16 protein-coding genes are annotated in these 20,471 nt (G+C 36.2%); 11 read left to right on the top strand and 5 right to left on the bottom strand.

The window, feature by feature from the left end; genetic code table 11:
• Positions 1-217: 217 nt before the first annotated feature.
• From ACRD7B_RS09805 to ACRD7B_RS09820, 4 genes are all read left to right on the top strand, one after another.
• On the top strand, positions 218-1,435 hold the full coding sequence (locus ACRD7B_RS09805; protein ID WP_430824360.1) for an OmpP1/FadL family transporter: 1,218 nt from the start codon (positions 218-220) through the stop codon (positions 1,433-1,435).
• An 11-nt stretch (positions 1,436-1,446) separates the two neighbouring features.
• Positions 1,447-2,802: an SGNH/GDSL hydrolase family protein gene (locus ACRD7B_RS09810; RefSeq protein ID WP_430824361.1), complete on the top strand. Its 1,356-nt coding sequence runs from the start codon at positions 1,447-1,449 to the stop codon at positions 2,800-2,802.
• A 127-nt stretch (positions 2,803-2,929) separates the two neighbouring features.
• Complete coding sequence (locus tag ACRD7B_RS09815; protein WP_430824362.1) at positions 2,930-3,163, top strand: hypothetical protein; 234 nt, start codon at positions 2,930-2,932, stop codon at positions 3,161-3,163.
• A complete protein-coding gene (locus ACRD7B_RS09820; RefSeq protein WP_430824363.1) occupies positions 3,151-3,462 on the top strand; it encodes a type II toxin-antitoxin system RelE/ParE family toxin in 312 nt (103 codons plus the stop codon). Before ACRD7B_RS09815 ends, ACRD7B_RS09820 begins: the two co-directional genes overlap by 13 nt.
• 140 nt (positions 3,463-3,602) lie before the next feature.
• Here the strand turns inward: ACRD7B_RS09820 and kdsA are convergent, their stop codons facing one another.
• Entirely contained in the window at positions 3,603-4,424 is an 822-nt protein-coding gene (gene kdsA / locus ACRD7B_RS09825) for a 3-deoxy-8-phosphooctulonate synthase (protein WP_430824364.1), read from the bottom strand.
• Between the two features lie 129 nt (positions 4,425-4,553).
• A complete protein-coding gene (locus tag ACRD7B_RS09830; RefSeq protein WP_430824365.1) occupies positions 4,554-5,828 on the bottom strand; it encodes a replication-associated recombination protein A in 1,275 nt (424 codons plus the stop codon).
• An 811-nt stretch (positions 5,829-6,639) separates the two neighbouring features.
• On the opposite strand from ACRD7B_RS09830, the gene msrA reads away from it, so the two are divergent.
• The 5 genes from msrA (at position 6,640) to ACRD7B_RS09855 (ending at position 10,852) form a co-directional block, all read left to right on the top strand.
• The gene (msrA, locus tag ACRD7B_RS09835; protein WP_430824366.1) at positions 6,640-7,236 is read left to right on the top strand and encodes a peptide-methionine (S)-S-oxide reductase MsrA; all 597 of its coding nucleotides are present in this window, start codon (positions 6,640-6,642) and stop codon (positions 7,234-7,236) included.
• Positions 7,237-7,606: 370 nt separating this feature from the next.
• The gene (gene pyrB, locus ACRD7B_RS09840) at positions 7,607-8,515 is read left to right on the top strand and encodes an aspartate carbamoyltransferase (RefSeq protein WP_430824367.1); all 909 of its coding nucleotides are present in this window, start codon (positions 7,607-7,609) and stop codon (positions 8,513-8,515) included.
• Between the two features lie 37 nt (positions 8,516-8,552).
• Positions 8,553-9,008 carry an aspartate carbamoyltransferase regulatory subunit gene (gene pyrI, locus ACRD7B_RS09845; RefSeq protein WP_430824368.1) on the top strand — a complete coding sequence of 152 codons (456 nt, stop codon included), beginning with the start codon at positions 8,553-8,555 and terminating at the stop codon, positions 9,006-9,008.
• A 132-nt stretch (positions 9,009-9,140) separates the two neighbouring features.
• A complete protein-coding gene (locus ACRD7B_RS09850) occupies positions 9,141-9,728 on the top strand; it encodes a flavin reductase family protein (RefSeq protein ID WP_430824369.1) in 588 nt (195 codons plus the stop codon).
• A 44-nt stretch (positions 9,729-9,772) separates the two neighbouring features.
• The gene (locus ACRD7B_RS09855) at positions 9,773-10,852 is read left to right on the top strand and encodes a methyl-accepting chemotaxis protein (RefSeq protein WP_430824370.1); all 1,080 of its coding nucleotides are present in this window, start codon (positions 9,773-9,775) and stop codon (positions 10,850-10,852) included.
• Here ACRD7B_RS09855 and ACRD7B_RS09860 read toward each other — a convergent pair whose 3' ends face one another.
• The 3 genes from ACRD7B_RS09860 to ACRD7B_RS09870 all read right to left on the bottom strand — a co-directional run bounded on the left by ACRD7B_RS09860 (position 10,853) and on the right by ACRD7B_RS09870 (position 16,399).
• Positions 10,853-11,932, bottom strand: a complete 1,080-nt coding sequence (locus ACRD7B_RS09860) for a glycosyl hydrolase 53 family protein (protein ID WP_430824371.1) — start codon at positions 11,930-11,932, stop codon at positions 10,853-10,855. It abuts the gene before it with no gap.
• A gap of 90 nt (positions 11,933-12,022) precedes the next feature.
• Positions 12,023-15,304, bottom strand: a complete 3,282-nt coding sequence (locus ACRD7B_RS09865) for a UvrD-helicase domain-containing protein (RefSeq protein WP_430824373.1) — start codon at positions 15,302-15,304, stop codon at positions 12,023-12,025.
• 102 nt (positions 15,305-15,406) lie between these two features.
• Complete coding sequence (locus tag ACRD7B_RS09870; RefSeq protein WP_430824374.1) at positions 15,407-16,399, bottom strand: substrate-binding domain-containing protein; 993 nt, start codon at positions 16,397-16,399, stop codon at positions 15,407-15,409.
• 211 nt (positions 16,400-16,610) lie between these two features.
• On the opposite strand from ACRD7B_RS09870, the gene mtnA reads away from it, so the two are divergent.
• Together mtnA and thrA are read left to right on the top strand one after the other, a co-directional pair.
• Positions 16,611-17,651 carry an S-methyl-5-thioribose-1-phosphate isomerase gene (gene mtnA, locus ACRD7B_RS09875; protein ID WP_430824375.1) on the top strand — a complete coding sequence of 347 codons (1,041 nt, stop codon included), beginning with the start codon at positions 16,611-16,613 and terminating at the stop codon, positions 17,649-17,651.
• A 395-nt stretch (positions 17,652-18,046) separates the two neighbouring features.
• A complete protein-coding gene (gene thrA / locus ACRD7B_RS09880; RefSeq protein WP_430824377.1) occupies positions 18,047-20,467 on the top strand; it encodes a bifunctional aspartate kinase/homoserine dehydrogenase I in 2,421 nt (806 codons plus the stop codon).
• Positions 20,468-20,471: the final 4 nt, after the last annotated feature.

Raw genomic sequence — 20,471 nt, forward strand, 5'->3', positions numbered from 1 at the left:
TCTTGTATTATTAAAAGTAATATTACTGCATTCATTTAAAATATGCAAAGCCTTTACCTAACTAATTTTTGTTTCAAGGTAGCTGTCTTCTGTGTTCGACTATTTAAACAAAAAAGTCTAATCGATTAATAGTCAGGCGTTTTAGAATTCGAAGTGTTAAGAAAAATTAATATATTGCCAGCGTTTAAATAGAATAATCATTAATTATAAATTCTATATGAAGAAAATCTTCGCAATGGCCGCATTTATAGTATGCGGACTTAGCCTGAGTGCCGAAGGCTACCAGGTGAATCTACAAGGAAATCGTCAAACAGGAATGGGGCATACAGGTGCCGGCCTTTTGATGGGAGCTTCCAGCATGCATTTTAATCCTGGAGGTTTAAGTTTTTTAGAAAAAAAGTATGAGTTTTCGCTAGGAGGAAGCGCTATTTTTGGTAAAAATACTTTTCAGAAACAATCACCCTCCACCTACGAAGCTAGTTCGAATAACCCATTGGGAACGCCATTTTACTTTTATGGCGCCATGCAATTAAATGATAAAATGACTGTTGGATTATCTGTAACTACGCCCTTTGGTAACTCATTGGTGTGGGGCGATGATTGGGATGGACGGTTATTAATTCAAGATATTTCATTACGTGCCATATTTATTCAACCTACATTTGCTTATAAGGTTAATGATAAGTTAGGTTTTGGTGTCGGGCTAATGGCCGTTAACGGAAATGTTAATCTAAATAAAGCTTTACCAGTGCAATCTGCTGCTGGAGATGCGAGTGTAAATATAAAAGGTAATACCTGGGCTTTTGGTTTTAATGCTGGTGTTACTTATAAGGCATCCGAAGCTTTAACACTTGGATTGAGTTATCGTTCAGAGGTAATGGTTAAGCTAGAGGAAGGTGACGCTGATTTTTCAGTACCAGGTTCTTTAGCCGGTCTTTATCCGGATACTAAGTTTAAATCTGAACTACCTATGCCAAGTAATATTACTTTCGGTGTTGGATACCAGGTAACGGATAAACTTCTTTTAGCTGTTGATTTGCAGCATGTAGGATGGTCAGCTTATGAGAGCTTAGATTTTGATTTTGAGGCTCCTACAGTACCAGACTCTAAGAATATAAGAAATTTCGAAAATACCATGATCTATCGTTTAGGAGCTGAGTATGCTTTGAAAGAAACAATTGATTTACGTGCAGGGGTATATTACGATACAACTCCTATTCCGGAAGATCACCTAACACCTGAAACACCAGGAACTAATAAAACAGGTTTCTCGGCTGGTATTACATGGTCGATAAATGATAAGTTAGATCTTGATGGTTCTTTCTTATACATTCATGGGCAAAAGCGTGAGGATGGCTATGCTCCATCTAACTTTTATGGAACTTATTATACCAATGCGGTTATTCCTGGTATAGGTCTTACTTATTCATTTTAAATTAGAATACAATGATTAATAAATATATTTCAAAAGTTGCCATTGTGCTTATTGCACTTGTAATGTGGCAATGTGAGCCTAAGGTTGACTCGTTTACCCCTTCCAGTGGCTCGGCAGATTTCTCAAGTTTTGTGGCTATTGGTGATTCGTATACGGCTGGATATACCGATGGAGCTTTAGGGCAAAGAGGTCAAATGGAAAGTTTTGCTTACATTTTGGCGAAGCAATTAGAATCAGTAGGAAGCAAAGGTTTTAATCAACCAATGGTAAAATCAAGAGGTAGTGTTGGTAGCACTGTAATTGATGAATCAGGAAGCTTAAATGGATACTATGAATTAAGTACTGCATCTGGTTCCTTAGCGCCTGTGCCAACAATGGGCGATATGGCCATTCTAGCAGAACGTGTGTATGATGCCAGTAATCCATTTCATAATGTTGGTATTCCAGGAGCAAAGGTTATTCATATGAGATATCCAGGTTACGGTATGGCAAATCCATTTTTCACAAGATTTGCAAGTAATCCGGTATCAACAACTGTTATTGATGATGCAATGTTAGCGAAACCTACTTTTGCTTGTTTATGGATTGGAAATAATGATGTACTTGGATATGCTTTAGCGGGTGGTGAAAGTGATGCTATAACCCCGCATACTTTGTTTCAATCAGAAATGGAGGAAGTAGTTGATAAGATCTTTGCTGAAGCGAATGGTGTAATTGGGAATATTCCAGCTATTGATGCTATTCCATTTTTTAATACTGTTACTTATGATGCTTTAGTACTAGATCAAGCTACAGCAGATATGTTAAATGCTCATCCTAATTATATTGCTTATAATCAAGGATCCGAAGCGTTGGGTTTAGATAAAATTATTTTTCAAGCAGGTTCAAATGCTTTAGTTATTGCGGATGAGGATTATGCTCACCCTGGAAAAATTCGACAAATCAAAAAGGGTGAAAAAGTTTTATTAAGTGCTTCTGGTAAAATATCTGATAAAGAAATTGGGTGGGGTTACATGCAACCAATTCCTGCTACTCATGTGCTTGATGAATTTGAGTTAGAAGATATTCGTGATGAGACTATGGAGTATAATAGTGCTATTGCAACTATTTGTGATAATGAAGATATAGCCTTAGTTGATCTAAGTGCCATTATGGATGAATTAAGCACTACAGGTTTAATAATAGACGGAAATAAGTACACAGATACTTTTGTAACTGGTGGAGTGTTTTCATTGGATGGCATTCATGCAACAGGTAGAGGTTCTGCGATAATAGCAAATGCTTTTATTGAAGCAATTAATAAACAATATGGCGCTATGGTACCGTTGGCTAATATAAATGATTATGCCGGAGTTAAGTTTCCTTAGATAATTATACGAATGAAAATATAACGGCGCTAAAACCATTGTGGTTTAGCGCCGTTTGTGTTTTGTAATTATACTATTTGCACAGCTAAGCGAAAATATTGTAACTTAGAACAAAGTTTTTTGTGTTATGACTAAGATTGAGGTTATAAAAAATAGGTTGATTGATAGGGTTTTGGCAACCAATAATGAGAGTCTGTTAAAAGCTATCGATAGTATATTTGAGTCAACAAGTGAGGAAGAAAAGGTCTTATTATCATCTGAGCAAATTGAAATGTTGCAAATGAGTGAGAATGATATAAAGAACGGAGATATTGTTTCTGAATCCGAAATTGAAAAATTGGATGAAGAATGGTTAAGCTAAAAGTTTACTGGACTCAGACGGCCATAAAACAAAGAAATCATGCATTTGACTATTGGAATAAGAGAAATAGAAGTAAATCTTTTTCAAGAAAATTAAATATTGCAATAAAAGAACGAACAAATCTTCTCAAAAAACACCCAGATTTAGGGAAGGCAACCAATTATGAACAAATAAAGGCTGTTTCTTTAGGGCATTATAGTATTTTATATCTAAAACAAGGTTCGAAGATTATTATTTCAGGTTTCTGGGATAATAGGCAAGACCCTTGTAAATTATTGAAACATATTGAAGGCAAATAGAACATGCCACTAGCTATTAGAATTTTTCAGTCCATTTGAAAAATATAAAAATGGCGCTAAATCCACTGTGGTTTAGCGCCGTTTCTATATTGTCTAAAGTTGATCTAAAGTCTATTTATCTATTATCTAATAATCTATTTTTAAAACTGTACAATTGTTTTTCTAATTTCAACCAAACGAGTCATTAAACCTTCCAGTAAATCAAGGTGTAACATGTTAGCACCATCTGACTTGGCATTGGCGGGATCAAAATGGGTTTCGATAAATAATCCATCGGCTCCAACAGCAATACCGGCTCTGGCCACCGTTTCGATTAATTCGGGCTTGCCTCCTGTAACACCACTGGTTTGATTTGGCTGCTGTAACGAGTGGGTTATATCTAATACAACCGGCACATCAAATTTCTGCATGGCAGGGATGCCTCGGTAATCAACAATCATATCCTGGTAGCCAAACATTGTACCACGGTCGGTTAATACCACTTGATCGTTACCCATGTCGCGTACTTTGTTAACTGCAAATGTCATTGATTCTGGACTCAAGAATTGACCTTTCTTGATGTTAACCACTTTACCTGTTTTAGCGGCAGCTACCAATAAATCAGTTTGTCGACACAGAAAGGCTGGAATCTGCAATACATCAACATATTCGGCAGCCATGGCAGCTTCATCAGCAGCATGAATATCTGTTACAGTTGGTACATCAAATGTTTCGCTAACCTTACGTAGAATCTTTAATGCCTTTTCATCGCCAATACCACTGAATGAATCAATTCGTGAGCGGTTAGCCTTACGATACGAGCCTTTAAAAATATAAGGTATCTCAAGTTTGTTAGTAATTTCAACAGCACGTTCGGCAATTCTAAGCGCCATATCTTCGCCTTCAATGGCACAAGGGCCTGCCAATAGGAAGAAATTATTACTGTTGGTATGTTTAATTCTGGGTATCTTATTTAAATCCATAATTTTTAAATAGTCCGAAGTTCCGATAGCATTCGGAAGAAATCCGTAGTCCGAATTTCTTTGTTCGGGGTTAATTATTTATAATGCAAAAGTACAATACATCGATCTATATTAATACAAAACCTTAGCTTATTTCTTTTTCCATAGAAACTTCATGCGCTCATCAATCTTTGATTCCTGAGGATTGACTTGCGGCGTATACAATTCCTTATCTTTTATTTCATCTGGCATGTAATCCTGTATCACAAAATTATTAGGATAACTATGCGAATACATGTATTCTTTGCCGTAATTCAACTCTTTCATCAGTTTGGTTGGCGCATTTCGCAAATGTAAAGGCACGGGTAGATTACCTGTTTGTTTAACGATGGATTGGGCATCTTTAATGGCCATGTAAGCCGAATTACTCTTAGGACTTGTCGCCAAATAGATGGTACATTGCGAGAGAATGATTCGTGATTCGGGCCAGCCAACCATTTTTATGGCCTCAAAGCAATTGGTGGCTAATAATAAGGCATTTGGGTTGGCCAAACCTATGTCTTCCGATGCTGAGATGATGAGTCTGCGCGCTATAAACTTAGGGTCTTCGCCACCTTCAACCATACGTGCTAACCAATAAACTGCGGCATCAGGATCGCTACCACGTATCGATTTAATAAAAGCAGAGATGATGTCGTAGTGCAATTCCCCATTTTTATCATATTGTGCAGGGTTCTGCTGAAGATTATTGGTGACTAATTCATCGTCGATAACAATTTTATCTTTGCTGATTTCCGCATTAGAGACTAACTCTAAAATATTCAGTAGTTTTCTAGCATCGCCACCGGAATAACGAAGCAAGGCAGAATCTTCTTTTATTGTAATTTCTTTTTCTTTAAGAAGAATGTCCTTCTTAAGAACATTGTCAACTAATTCAAGTAAGTCCTCTTTTTCGAGTGCTTGAAGTACATATACCTGACATCTTGAAAGTAATGGTGATATTACCTCAAAAGATGGATTTTCGGTAGTTGCTCCAATAAGCGTGACAGCTCCTTCTTCAACAGCTCCAAGCAAACTATCTTGTTGTGATTTACTGAAACGATGTATCTCATCAATAAATAAAATAGGAGAGGGTGAGCTAAAAAAACGCGCCTTCTTTGCTTTTTCAATGGCTTCACGTACATCTTTCACACCTGAATTGATGGCTGATAGCACATAAAAAGGTCGTTCGAGTTGCTTGGATATAATTTTAGCCAAAGTAGTTTTACCTACCCCAGGAGGTCCCCAAAGAATGATGGATGATATTACCTTACGTTCGAGCATGTTGCGCAATACCGCACCTTTACCAACAAGGTGTTTTTGTCCAATATAATCGTCAAGATTGCGCGGCCGCATACGTTCGGCCAAAGGAGGATATCCGCTCATGTTTATTTATTTGATTGATCAAAATTACAAAAAATATTAAACGGTTGACATCGCTTTAAGCGATGTCATCCGTTTAATATTCTAGAAGAAGGCTTTGCCTTTCTTTATGAATACAGTTGTGGTAATTGTTAAAAGTGCCAAGATCTTCAAAAAAAGAGAGCCCATGTGCCTTATTTATTATTCCTTCATGATGGCTAGTATAGTGTTTGTAAGAACTATGGGTGTAGGTTTTATAATCTAATTCAATGTGTTTTGTGGGGTTGTGATGAATGTAAAAAATGAGATATTTGATATATTCATCATCTTCGATCATAATGCGTTTAAAAGGTCTCTCAAAAAGTGACCCTGTTCTGTTTTCTTGTTTGTTAATTGCCTGAGAGTATGAAACAAAAAAACGTCTGAATTGATTGGAGAAGTACTTGTTTATTTCAGATTCTCCGCTTAGAGTTTTATATTTATTATTATCTACCTGTGAGATTTTTTCAGGTATTTGTATTAAAAAATGAAAGTGGTTTAACAACAGACAATAAGCCAATACATCACACTCATTTAAGTATTTGTCAAGTTGCCTAAGGAAATAGTTATAGTTCTCTTCTCGAAAGAAAATCTTCGTGCTATTAATGCCTCTATTGAATAGATGATAATATTTTCCTGGCAGTAAGGGAGTTTTTGTTTTAAGTGAGGGCATTTTGTTTATAAAATTATGAAAGTATAACTAAGAAAGCAATATGGATGACATCGCTAGAAGCGATGTCATCCGTTTATATGTAAACAAAACTTGCTTAGCGCTGTTTTTTTCAAAAAGACGTTTATGCGATATATAATACTACTAACAATAATATGGGGAATTAATTCGATTAATATGCAAGCACAAGATACAGCAGTGGCCACATTTGGAGGTGGATGCTTTTGGTGCACCGAGGCAATTTTTTTAAAGCTAAAGGGTGTGGATAAGGTTGAATCAGGTTACAGTGGTGGCGAATCAAAAAATCCGACTTATAAAGAAATTTGCACTGGGTTAACTGGTCATGCCGAGGTGATACACATTACTTACCAACCAGCACTAATTGAATTTGAAGATTTGTTAGAAGTTTTCTTTGCCACTCATGATCCAACTACGTTGAATCGTCAAGGGGCTGATGTAGGAACACAATATCGATCGGTGGTGTTTTATCACAACGAGCAGCAAAAATCAAAATCAGAATTTATTATTCAAGAACTAAACAGACAATCTGCTTTTGATGATCCAATAGTAACAGAGGTAAGTGCTTTTGATGTTTTTTACCCAGCTGAAGGCTACCATCAGGATTATTATAGCAATAATAAGAATCAGCCGTATTGTAGAGCAGTAGTAGGACCTAAGGTGGAAAAGTTTAAAAAAGCATTTAGTGATATTTTGAAGGATTAAAAATGTTGAATTAGAGTTTGTTGGGTGAGGGTGTGTTAAGTTTTTTAGTTTTTTAATTTTAATTTAAAACTAAATTTACCTATCTTTGAACCCCGGAATGAGACAAGAAGAAAACAAATATTTTCGACTTAGAAACCAAAGTTATCATCCGGATAATAATGGTAAAATTGCTTTTTTCTTTTCATTCATTTCACGATTAACAATTGAGCAATTTATTTTTTTTAAAAATATAAAAGACCTGATTTTTCCATCAGGTCTTTTTTTTGTGCCTCAATTTGTAGCAATAAAATCGTCTAAGATTCAAAACCAAAGTAGAACAAACCATATAGAGTTATGCTATCAGGTGTAATTAACAGGTAAATTTTATACAATGAAGAACAAAAGTTTAGTTTCCATTACAGATTTCTCGAAAGAGGAAATCCTTCGCATTGTGGAGTTAGCAGCAGAGTTTGAAGCCAATCCTAACCAAAAGTTATTGGATGGGAAAGTGGTATCGAGTCTTTTCTTTGAACCATCAACGCGTACTCGCTTGAGCTTTGAAACAGCCATAAACCGCTTAGGTGGTGGCATTATCGGTTTTACCGATTCGTCTTCTTCATCTACCACAAAGGGAGAATCGCTAAAGGATACCATTAAAATGGTAAGTAGTTATAGCGATTTAGTTGTAATGCGCCATCCATTGGAAGGATCTGCACGTCATGCTTCTGAACAGTCATCTGTGCCTGTTATCAATGCTGGAGATGGTGCTAATCAACATCCAACACAAACTTTACTTGATCTTTATTCAATTTATAAAACTCAAGGTACTTTAGAGAATCTGAATATTTTCTTGGTAGGAGACTTAAAATATGGACGTACAGTTCACTCATTGTTGATGGCTATGTCGATGTTTAATCCAACTTTTAACTTTATCTCACCTGATTCGTTAAAGATGCCAGATGAGTACAAGTTATTCCTTGATAAAAAGGGAATTAAATACTACGAGCATTTAGAGTTTACTGATATTATTGAGGCAGCTGACATTCTTTACATGACACGTGTTCAACGTGAACGCTTTTCAGATCCTATCGAATATGAGAAGGTGAAGAATGTATACGTACTACGTAATGCCATGTTAGATAATACGAAAGATAATCTTCGCATCCTTCATCCACTGCCAAGGGTAAACGAAATTCACACCGATGTGGATGAAAACCCAAAAGCATACTACTTTGAACAAGCCGAAAATGGTGTATACGCGCGTATGGCCATTATGTCATCAATATTAGGATTGAAGTAATAAGAACTAAGGAAAAGGACAAGAAAAAATTAAGATTATGCCTAAAAAAGAGTTAAGTGTAAGCGCTATAAAAAACGGAACTGTAATAGATCATATTCCGGCAACACATTTATTTAAAGTGATTTCCATTTTGGGTTTAGATAAAAGTGAAAACCAAATAACCTTTGGTACCAACCTAAAAAGTAAGTTGCAAGGTCGCAAGGCCATTATTAAAGTAGCTAAAAAGTATTTTGCCGATGAGGACATTAACAAGATATCGCTTGTTGCGCCTCACGCTAAACTGAATATCATCAAGGATTACAATGTAGTTGAGAAGAAGACTGTAGAAATCCCTGAAAACATTATTGGTATAGCTAAGTGTTTTAATCCAAAATGCATTACCAACAATGAGAACATGGTAACTAAGTTTGCCTTGGTAGAAAAAGAGCCTATTGCTTTAAAGTGTCAGTATTGTGAGAAAATTACAAATGAAGAGCATCTAGAAGTACTATAGATAGTGTTTATTGCAAATTAAAAAATCAGAGAAGTATCAGTTTCTCTGATTTTTTTATGCCTTTCTCTTAAACAAAAGAAGTATCAATATAAGAATCGAAATCGCTACATTTGTAATTCAATCTTTTGAATTATGGCAAAACAAGACTGGAAGCCCGGAAATATGATTTACCCTCTACCAGCGGTAATGGTATCGGTAGGAGATAAGCCAGAAAATTTCAATATTATTACAATTGCCTGGACGGGCACTATTTGTTCCGACCCACCTATGTGTTACATCTCTGTCAGAAAGGGAAGACATTCGTACAAAACACTAAAAGAGACTGGCGAATTTGTAATCAACCTAACAACAAAGGATACTGCTTACGCTACTGATTGGTGTGGTGTTCGATCCGGTAGACAATACGACAAGTTTAAGGAAATGCATCTAACACCAGGTAAGGCTTTAAAAGTGAATGCCCCAATCATTGAGGAATCGCCGGTAAATATCGAATGTAAAGTTACCGAAGTTAAGGAACTTGGTACGCATGATATGTTTATTGCCGAGGTGGTCAATGTAAAAGCCGATGAAAAATACATTGATGAAAAAACAGGAGCATTCAGTCTACAAAAGTCAAAACCAATCTGTTATTCCCACGGACATTATTTCGAGGTAGGTAAGAAGATTGGTAAGTTTGGTTTTGCTGTTGAGAAGAAGAAAAAGCGTAAACCGAGAACATAGTGCTCATTTATATGTTGTTATGATAAACCCAAACCTAAGTGGCGATGATTAACAACAGTATCTTAAGAAAATTACGGGTATACATGATGTCGTTTGGCGTATTGATGGGGTTTGTTTTTCCCGTTTACGCCAATTTTTTTGTTGAGTGGAAAGATGGCATGTTTTATTGGTTTTTAATTGGCTGTTTGGCCGCAGGAACGACTGTGGGTGTTGTGAGTTATGCCTTTGTAAAAGTGATTCTCATTAAAAAGTTAAAGGAGATTGCTCATGTTGCTGAAGATTTGAGCCATAAAAAAATGCCAGAAGCCATTGATATTGTGAGTAATGATGAAGTGGGTGTTATTATTAAGGGTTTAAATACAAGTATATCAAGTATAAAGATTCTTTTGGAGGAAGTTTTAAAAATTACCAGTTACTCTAAAGAAATACTAAGTGAAGTTGATGAAGACGACGAAGCAAATGAAGCCAGTACGCTACACGACTTAAAGGAAGGGATCAATCATGTTAAGGAAATTGGTAGTCAATTAGGTGATGGTTCATCTAAATCGATTCAGTTTGTTAAAACGGCTCTGGGATCAATGGGGAAAACGCAGCGCCACTTTAAAACAACCAGTGATAAGGTAGAAGCCTATAGAGAAACCGTTGAACTGATGCTAAATCATGCTTCGGCGATTAACGAGGCCATAGAAGCCATTGATGACATTGCGGCTCAGACCAATATTATTTCATTAAATGCTTCGATAGAGGCTAGTAGAGCTGGAGATGTGGGTAAAGGATTTGCTGTTGTTGCTGGTGAAATTCGTAAGTTGGCTGAGCAAACAGTCAGTTCATCCGCCTTGGTGGCTCAGAAATCGGAAGGTATTACTGCTAATTTGGCCAAAATGAGAGAAATGATACTTGACATCACAGATAATGTTAAGGTAAATAATTCGGATGTTAAACAAATTGGAAGCTATCTTGAGGGAATAAGAGACGGTGTTGAATTTACGCATTCGCAAAGCTATGAGTTAAATGCATCCACAGAATCGCTTAATAAGTTGTACACTATAGTTAAGGATTCGTACAATCAACTCACTGAGCAAATTAATATATTATCAGTTCAAATAGAGGAATATAAGTTATAGCTAATTCGACGATTCTAATTCCAATGCCTTTTTCCATAGGTGATAAGCCGGACGCTCATTGCCGTTCTCATCAAGAAGGCCGGTATCCTTCCATATTTTACCAATATCTTTTACTTCATCAGGAAAAGTCTCCCATAATGCATCATAATCGCGATGTGCCCACCAGATAATAAATTCATAATTGTGATTCTGGGCATTTTGTAATAAGGTATTTAAATAGGCACTCTGCTCACAGGTATTACTTTTTATATCCACATTTAAAGCATCAATATATAAATCCTCAGCCAAGTTTGCTGTTTCAACAAATGCAATTGGTTTCTGTGTCTGTTCATGTAAAAAATCAAAGGCCTCTTGAAAATCAGCTCTTGTATGTTGTTCTTTGAAATAAGGATAATAACTTATGCATACAAAATCGAGATTGTTAACAAACTGAGTAATCTTAGCAATGAATTCTTCTGGATTACTAACATTAGGATTGAACCAATTATGTAGGGTAATGGATTCACTTTGAGGAATATTCGGATATTTGTTTTTTATCCTGGTTCGCACCTTATTCATTAGTAAAACATATTCATCCCATTTGTTCTCGGGTTTAATCATTAATTCATTAACCTCAATAGCCAGAACTACATAGTCAGGCTGAAATCTTGATATTAGAAAATCTACATGCTTAAAATAGGCATCTTCTATTTGTTTATCGTTTAGGGCTGTGTAGGTAGGTCTACTTCCATCGTAATCTTCAAGTAAATCATCACGATCTGTGTTTAGCAAACTAATGGATAATAATAGTTTGTTAGACTCTATTTTATTGGCTATTCTGTAATTGATATCATTTACAAATTCATCGGGGATAGCAGTGTCATTAATCCAGGCCTTCCAGGGAATTTTGTTGTCTAAATGATGTGCATAAATATCAGCATTGGATTCAATAAAATTATAGGTGTCAACTACATCTGCTAATTCAGGACCATAGGGCCAAGTTGTAAAACCCATGTGGAAATCGCGTTGGTCGATGGCTAAAGTGTTGGCATCCTGGCATTTTATAGGCGTAGTTTCCTTTTCTGAGCACGAAAATATCATGAAAACACAACTAAAAAATAGGATGTGTTTAAAACGAAGATAAGCCATATTCGTAATGTTTAGATGTGAAACGTAAACTGTTTATTGCCATTAAAATAATGTGCCTTGTATACTTGTATTATCAATCTCAATTATTTCATCTTCTTCACCTATATACCATAGATAACCACTGACTTTCTTATACTTCATTTTCTCCAAAAGGTTCATGTAGCGTTGAACCTGATCCTTGTATTTATCATCGCGTATTTCACCAAACTTATAGTCTATTACAGTGGCTTCGTTTTGTTTATTAATAATTACACGATCTGGTCGGTATTTACCACTTGGGGTTAATATGCTTCCTTCATTTATAATGGTAAGATCAGTTCTAAACCAATCTTTTACAGTGTCTTGTTGTATTTTCTCATTAACAAAAGTTAATATCGAATCTTTATCCTTCGTTTTTATCTGACCATTAAGAATTAGTTTTAAAACGGCCTTTTCAATATCCTGATATGTTACAATGTGTTCGAACAAACGGTGCATTAATTTACCATGTTTCAGGTTGGTAAATGCATCAGACGAAATCATACCAGTGCTTTCCGGATGGATCTTTACCCGATCTGATATGTCGTTTGTTCTAAAATTATACACAACAGCATCTTCCAATTCGTCGGCAATAACTTCTTTCTTTGGCCGTTCACCAAACTCAAATACCAAGTCATCCTGATTCCAGGCCTCTGTTAATGCCTCTTTTGTAGCTTCGGGATAATTGGAGAGCAGATTAAATTGATTAGCTAGTCTAATTAGTACATGTGATACATTTTTTAATCCTCCTGATTTAGGAGGTTGTTCACCAATTATTACCAAACTCTCTTCAGCACGGGTAAAGGCAACATACATTAGATTTAGATTATCCACAAACTGATGCAGGCGTTCATCCAGATATTGATCGATAAATTGTGATTGTAATAATTGTGCCGAATAAGTAACAGGAACCAAGTCAAGTTTATTGAAAGGTTCGTGCTGTGGCGAGCACCAAATGAGGCTTCCTTTACCTTTGTCATCAATTGGCCAGTTGCAATAGGGGATTACAACAGCTTTAAACTCCAAACCTTTTGATTTATGAATGGTCATCACATTAATGGCATTTTGCCCTTCAGGCACCGAAATAGCAGTGTTTTGACCTTTTTCGTCCCACCAATTAATAAAATCGTGGGCGTTTACTGATTGATTGCTTACATAATCGCGAACCGAATCCATTAATCCTTGCAAAAAGATAAACTGATTCTTATGAAGTTCATCAGGCAATTGCCGTATTAAAAACTCTGTCATCTCAAATAAAGCTTGCCCCTTAAGCTCAAGTAAATCACTTCTTAGTTGTTTAAACTTGGTACCATCTGTGCTAAGTAGGCTATCTGCCTTACAAGTAGTGTTTGAATCTACTTCTTCCGAATTATAAAAATGACTGTATAGATTTACAAAAGCGGCATAAACTTCATTGCTTGGCTCTTGTATAAATTTCATTTGCTGGATAATCAGGTTAACAGCAGGAGAGCTACCCAGTAATAAAGTTTCGTTTGAGATAACCGGGTGTTTTTTATTTGTAGGCGAAAACTTACCGGATAAGAGTGCTTCACTAATTTCTTGCCCTTCACTTTTGCGTCGAACCAATATGCAAATGTCCTTATAGCAATAACCTGTATTTAATAATTCCTCAATTTGAATGACGGCTTGCTCCGTGGCATTTTCCATGAAATCAGCCTTCTTTTTTCCTTCTAAAAAAGACATATGGACATAACCGCCGGTTCCTATTGATTTAGCGGATATATTCTGAACTGTATCGCTATAGGCATTACTAATTTTCGTTCTTAAATCTGAAGGGATGATATGTTGAGGATTGGCAGCTTCTGACGAATCAATAAATTCGTTTTGCAGCATTTTTGCAGCACCTTCAAATACAATATTGTTGAAGGTTATAACATTCTCAAAACTGCGCCAGTTGGTTTCTAATACACACGCATCAACACCATAGGTGTTAAAATCGTGTTGAACCTGTTCGCTAAGTAATTTCCAATCCGAATTTCGCCAGCGATATATCGATTGCTTAACGTCCCCTACAATCATCGCCGTTTTATCTTCGCTTACACTGTTTTCTAATAATGGTTTAAAGTTATTCCACTGTAGGTTCGATGTGTCCTGAAATTCATCAATCATATAATGTTGAAAGCGAGTACCAATCTTTTCGTAAATGAAGGGCGCATCATTTTGATCGATGATTTGATGCAATAGACGGTTAGAGTCCGCTAAAAGAAATAAGTTTTCGTTACGTGCAATGCTTTGTACTTTAAGGGCTATGTCAGTTGCTATACCAAGTGCATTTAAATTTACTAAGATTGATTTGGCCGTGAAATAATTAGATTTTTGCTCAAGATAATAGCTATGTAAATCTATTAAAATTTGGTTTAATCCTGCGTTGAAACAATCAATGATGATACTATTATCCGATTCTGTGTTTTTATTGTTAAAACAGTTTTCGGGTGCATTAATTAGGTTCTCAAATTTTAATATGCTTAGTAAATCATCAGCTTTCTTTAAAAGAAATAGTTTTTGAAGATTAGTAAGCGGCGATCGTGATTTTAAATGTAGTATTTCGGGACTAATTCCATGTTGCTTAATTAGTTCAATACCTTTGGAAGCTAGCTCTTTAATATTTTTTTCAAAGTTTTTACTTATGGTATTAAGTTCTTGTCGATAGGTGTTCAGAAGGTTTTTATTTCTGAGCTTTTCCAAAACTTCAGGTTCTAAACTTTGAAACTCTTCCTTAAAAACTTCCTTACCCAATAACTTTAACTCATTGCTGATGTTCCAATCTCGTCCATCTTCAATTTTAGAAAGCGTATGGCGAATAAGCCATTCTCGCATGTCCTCATTACCCTTAAGCTCCAACTCACGTAATAACTCATCAACAGCTTGTGTTAGTACTCGATCTGAATCTAATTCAACCTTAAACGCTGCGGGCAAATTGGCTTCGTAAGCAAAGGAGCGAATCACCTTTTGAAAAAAGCTATCAATGGTATTTACCGAGAACTTCGAGAAATCGTTAAGAATATTAATAAGCAAGGTTTTTGCAACTTTACGAATGTATGATTCGTCCTTTTTATACAAAGCCATCAATTCTTTAAGATAGTCTGGCTCTTCATCAACTTCAATGGCATGTAGATTTTCCAGTATGCGATTTTTCATCTCAGAAGTCGCTTTATTGGTAAAGGTTACGGCCAATATGCTTTTATAATTGAGAGGATCAGCAAATAGTAATTTGATAAACTCAAACGAAAGCGTATAAGTTTTTCCTGAACCAGCGGATGCTCTGTATATTTTAAGTTGCGACATTCAATCTTGTTTTTCTCAAAAATAGCCAAAGTGCAGCACTAATCAAATCATAAAAAAGCCACTTCGAAAATGAAGTGGCTAAGTTATACGTTAAAGTACTCATCAATTAAAAATATCTTGCTCTCCAAGAAAACCTTCTGATATAACAGTCATTTTAATATTTTGACGATTTACAACGCTGGCTTGCAGTAAAATGGCTGGAACGAGTCGTTTGCCATTATTAACCGTTATGTTCATGTTTGAAGGCGCTTCGCCATCTGCAATTTTTATGGCTGCATTAGCTGCTGTGTAGGCTAATGATTCAATTGGTTTGTAAATGGTAATGGTTTGATTACCGGCTACAATGTTTCGAACGGCTTGTATTTCGGCATCTTGTCCGGCAAGTAGCACTTTACCTTCTTTTCCATGTTCTTTTAATGCAGAAATGGTGCCCAAAGCTAATGCATCGTTACCGCATATAATAGCATCGATTTCACTATTGTTTTCAAGGTATTCACTCATTATAGCATATGATTCATCAGGTAGCCAATATTCAGAAAATTCATCGAGAACAATTTCAATGTCACCTTTGTCGATGAGTGGTTGTAATACATTCATCCACCCAATATGAAGCAGGTATGCGTTATTATCGCTCTCAGGTCCACTAATAAGGGCATATTTACCTTCAGGGGAAATTTTAGATAAGTAGTTGGCTTGTAATTCACCAATGTTAATGTTATCGGTAGAAATGTAGTAATCCAAATTACAATCTTTTATAAGGCGATCGTACGATATAACTGGTACGTAATTACGATGCGCTAAGCGAACAATATCCCCAGCCTCCTTTGAATCAACAGGTACAACTACCAGAACTTCAACACCTTCATCAATCAATTTTTGCGCTTGTAAAATCTGTTTTTCAGGATCTGAATCTGCAATTTCGACATAAGCCACGCCTCCTAATTCCTCAACCTTTTGTTCAAAAAGCTCTTTGTCTTTTTTCCATCTTTCGATGGCTAAACTATCCATTAAAAAACCGATCTTAGGTTTTTGGTTACAACCAACAAGTAGAAATAACACCAGAACCCATGTTAGAATGTTGTGAAATTGTTTCATGGCGAATTTTTTAAGGTTTATAATTTGTATTTAAATTACAAAATTGTGGGGGGAATGTAAAGTTTTGCAACAATTAATTGAAAAATATTATTGTTGAGCTTTTGTTGTAGTGTGTGAAACAAATATAGAATAATATTAGATTAAATCGCTTAGTTGTTACATTTGTATTATTCTTAGAGGGTATTTGATATTATTATAAAGATAGATTTCTATGATCGTTCAGGGAAAACATTATAAAACAGTTTGGTTTGAGTCAGCATCTAATATTGTATACATGATTGATCAGACTCAACTGCCATTTAAGTTTGAAATAGTTGAATTGCATTCATTTGAAGAAACTGCAGAAGCAATCAGAAACATGACCGTGCGAGGAGCAGGTGCCATTGGTGCAAGTGCTGCTTTTGCAATGGCTCAGGCTTTTATCCAGTCAAAAAAAAGTTCGGCCAGTGATCTCGTTTGGGAAGCAAGAAAATTTATTGAAGCAACACGACCAACAGCAGTGAATTTGTTTTATGCAACTCAAAAAGTATTTGATGCTGGAATTAAAAGCATTGACGAAGGAGTAGAGATGGCCTTTGCTATTGCTCATGAGGATGAGGATTTTTGCAAGGCACTTGGTGAGCATGGCAATACTTTAATCAAACCACAACAGCGTATACTTACGCATTGCAATGCTGGTTGGTTGGCTTTTGTTGATTATGGTTCGGCAATTTCGCCTATTTATGCAGCGCATAGAGATGGCAAGAAACCATTTGTTTATGTGGATGAGACCCGTCCGCGAGGGCAGGGAGCCAGATTAACAGCTTGGGAGTTGAACGAGAATGGAGTGGAGCATCGCATTATAGCCGACAATGCTGCTGCCTATTACATGTCGAAGGGAATGATTGATATGGTCATAACAGGAGCAGATCGGATTGCATCTAATGGAGATACAGCCAATAAAATAGGTACGCTTGAAAAAGCTATTCTTGCAAAGGAGTTTAATATCCCATTTTATGTAGCTGCGCCATTTAGTACCATTGATTTTGATAGTAAGAGCGGTGCTTCTTTTAATATTGAGGAACGGTCAGATGAAGAGCTTTTATATCATGATGGATTAGATGAGCAGGGTGTTAAAAGAACCATTCGTATGGCTTCACCAGGGTCGCTAGGTTTAAACCCTGCCTTTGATGTTACACCTCATAATTACATTAAAGGTTTTATTACAAATAAGGGAATTTTAGCGCCATCACAAATTATCAAATTTGAGTAAGATGTGTTTTTTTGTGATAATTGCACTGTATAATGTTATGAAAATAACAAATTTGTAAGTTTTGTTATGATATTAGTGTTATTTCTTTAGTGTTTTTTGGTAGAGATGTTTTGAAATGTAAATTATATCTGTACATTTGCTTCCACATTCTCAAAACAGCAGACCGTTTAATTGATGATTTATAATTTAACAAATACAACTTCTATTATTACTACCCCTTGGGGGGTCTAGTATTGTTATATCATCAGGTCGACGTTTATTCTATTTAATTCATTTTTATTTATTGTCGTTAAACGAGCTTTAATTTAATTTTCTTATGGAGAAATTAGTTATTGTAAGTTGTTCCCCTTTTGCTATTGGGGTAAAGAAGTCAATGGAAAGTAAAATATAAGCAGATGAAAGTACTAAAGTTTGGAGGTACCTCTATGGGGTCTTCAGTAGCCATGCTAAATGTTAAGCGCATTGTTGAAAAGGTAAATGAGCCGCTTGTTGTGGTTGTTTCTGCCGTAGGCGGAGTTACCGATGGCTTAATTAAAGCTTCAGATATGGCCTTAAAAGGTTTGGACTTTTTGTCCCATGTTGAGGAAATAAAAGCAAAGCATAAGCAAATAATTACGGAATTATTTACGCCTGTAATTGCTAAAGATATTGAAGTATTAACCATCAATATTTGGGACGAATTAAGCCAAATTTTAAAGGGGGTTAGTCTAACTAAAGAACTTAGTACAAAAAGTTACGATACAATAACCGGTTGTGGCGAACGTTTATCATCTCAAATAATCAGTCAATTATTTGAAGATGCTAAGCTGTTTGATTCCAGAGAGTTTATTCAGACTGAATTGAATGGTCGTGGACATATAGTGAAACTTAATGAAACCATGCAAGCCATTGGCGAACTTAAGTTTAATTTGCCAAAATTGTCTGTTTTTCCTGGATTTATTGCCTCCAATGCCAATAACGAAAATACAACCCTAGGGCGCGGTGGATCGGACTATACAGCTGCCTTAATAGCGGCTGGTATCGATGCCGATGTATTAGAGATATGGACGGATGTTGATGGTTTTATGTCGGCCGACCCAAGGGTAATTAAACGTGCTCACTGCATTGATCGGTTGAGTTATGCCGAGGCGATGGAGTTATCTCATTTTGGCGCTAAGGTTATATATCCACCTACCATTATTCCAGCTCTTCAAAAAGAAATTCCTATTTTAATTAAGAATACCTTTAATCCTGAGGCAAAGGGAACTTTAATTAATAAGAGTGGTAATGATGAGCAAAAGGTTAAAGGTTTATCATCCATAAAAGATGTTTCGCTGCTAACTGTTCAAGGAAGTGGTATGATCGGTATCTCAGGTACATCCATGCGCTTGTTTGCTGCCTTAGCAGAGCATAATATTAATGTGATTCTTATCTCGCAAGCTTCAAGTGAGAATAGCATTAGTGTAGTCATCAATTCAGAAGATGCTGCTTTGGCTCGAATGGCTTTATTGAAGGCCTTTGAAAAAGAAATAAGTCGGAAGCAAATAAATGGAGTTAAAGTTGATCCGGAGATGGCTGTTGTTGCCGTTGTAGGTGAAGGAATGAAACACACATCAGGCGTATCAGGTAAGCTGTTCAATGATGTGGGAAGAAATGGTATTAATATTTTTGCCATTGCTCAGGGTGCATCTGAGTTGAATATTTCATTTGTTATTCACGAGCATGACCTTCGAAAAACACTTAATGTTGTTCATGAATCGTTTTTCCTAAGTCAATATCAGGCCATTCATATGTACATGGCAGGAGTAGGTACTGTAGGAAAGAGTTTATTGAAAAAAATCAATCGACAATCCGAACGTTTAATGAAAGTGGAGAACTTGAGTATTCGTTTGGCAGGGCTGGCTAATTCGCGTCAAATGATTTTTAATAACCGTGGTCTGGAAGTTGAAAGCGCCATTGATGTACTTCAGGAGGCGAGTCCGGGTAACATTGATCAGTTTGTGGATCAGATAATAGCCAATAACTTATCCAATAGTGTATTTGTTGATTGTTCAGCAAGTCCTTTGGTGGCCAATCAATATCAAAAATTATTGGAGAATAATGTTTCGGTAGTGACGGCCAATAAAATCGCTAGTTCATCTACTTTCGAAACCTACGATAAATTAAAGAAAACAGCGCGTGCAAAAGGCGTTAAATATCTTTTCGAAACTAATGTGGGAGCCGGTTTGCCTATTATTAACACAATCAATAGTATGCAACAAAGTGGCGATCGTATTTTGCAACTCGAAGGGGTACTCTCGGGCACCTTGAATTACATTGTTAATAATGTGAGTGCCGATAAGCCATTGTCAGAGGTTGTAATTGATGCAAAGAACTTAGGTTATAGCGAGCCGGATCCGCGCATTGATCTAAAGGGAACTGATGTGTTACGTAAGTTGTTGATATTATCGCGCGAAAGCGATTATCCATTGGAGGAGCAGCACATTGAAATAACACCTTTCTTACCACAACATTTTTTTACAGAAGCATCAGTGGATGAATTTTTAGAAGATTTAAAAAGTTACGATGCTGAATTTGAAAGGGTAAGAAAAAGTGCTGAAGATAAGGGCTGTAAGTTACGCTATGTGGCTTCGTTAAAAGAAGGTAAAGCACAGGTTGGATTTGCCGAAGTGGATGAGTCGCATCCTTTTTATCGTTTGGAAGACAGCAATAATAAAGTGCTTTTACGTACCGATTATTATTACGAGCATCCGATGGAAATTCAAGGTTATGGTGCTGGGGCTGATGTTACAGCTGCTGGTGTATTTGCCGATGTTATAAAAGTAGTTAACCTATAAACCA

Origin of the sequence: Carboxylicivirga fragile (assembly GCF_050589805.1) — a bacterium.
Taxonomy (GTDB): Bacteria; Bacteroidota; Bacteroidia; order Bacteroidales; family Marinilabiliaceae; genus Carboxylicivirga; species Carboxylicivirga fragile.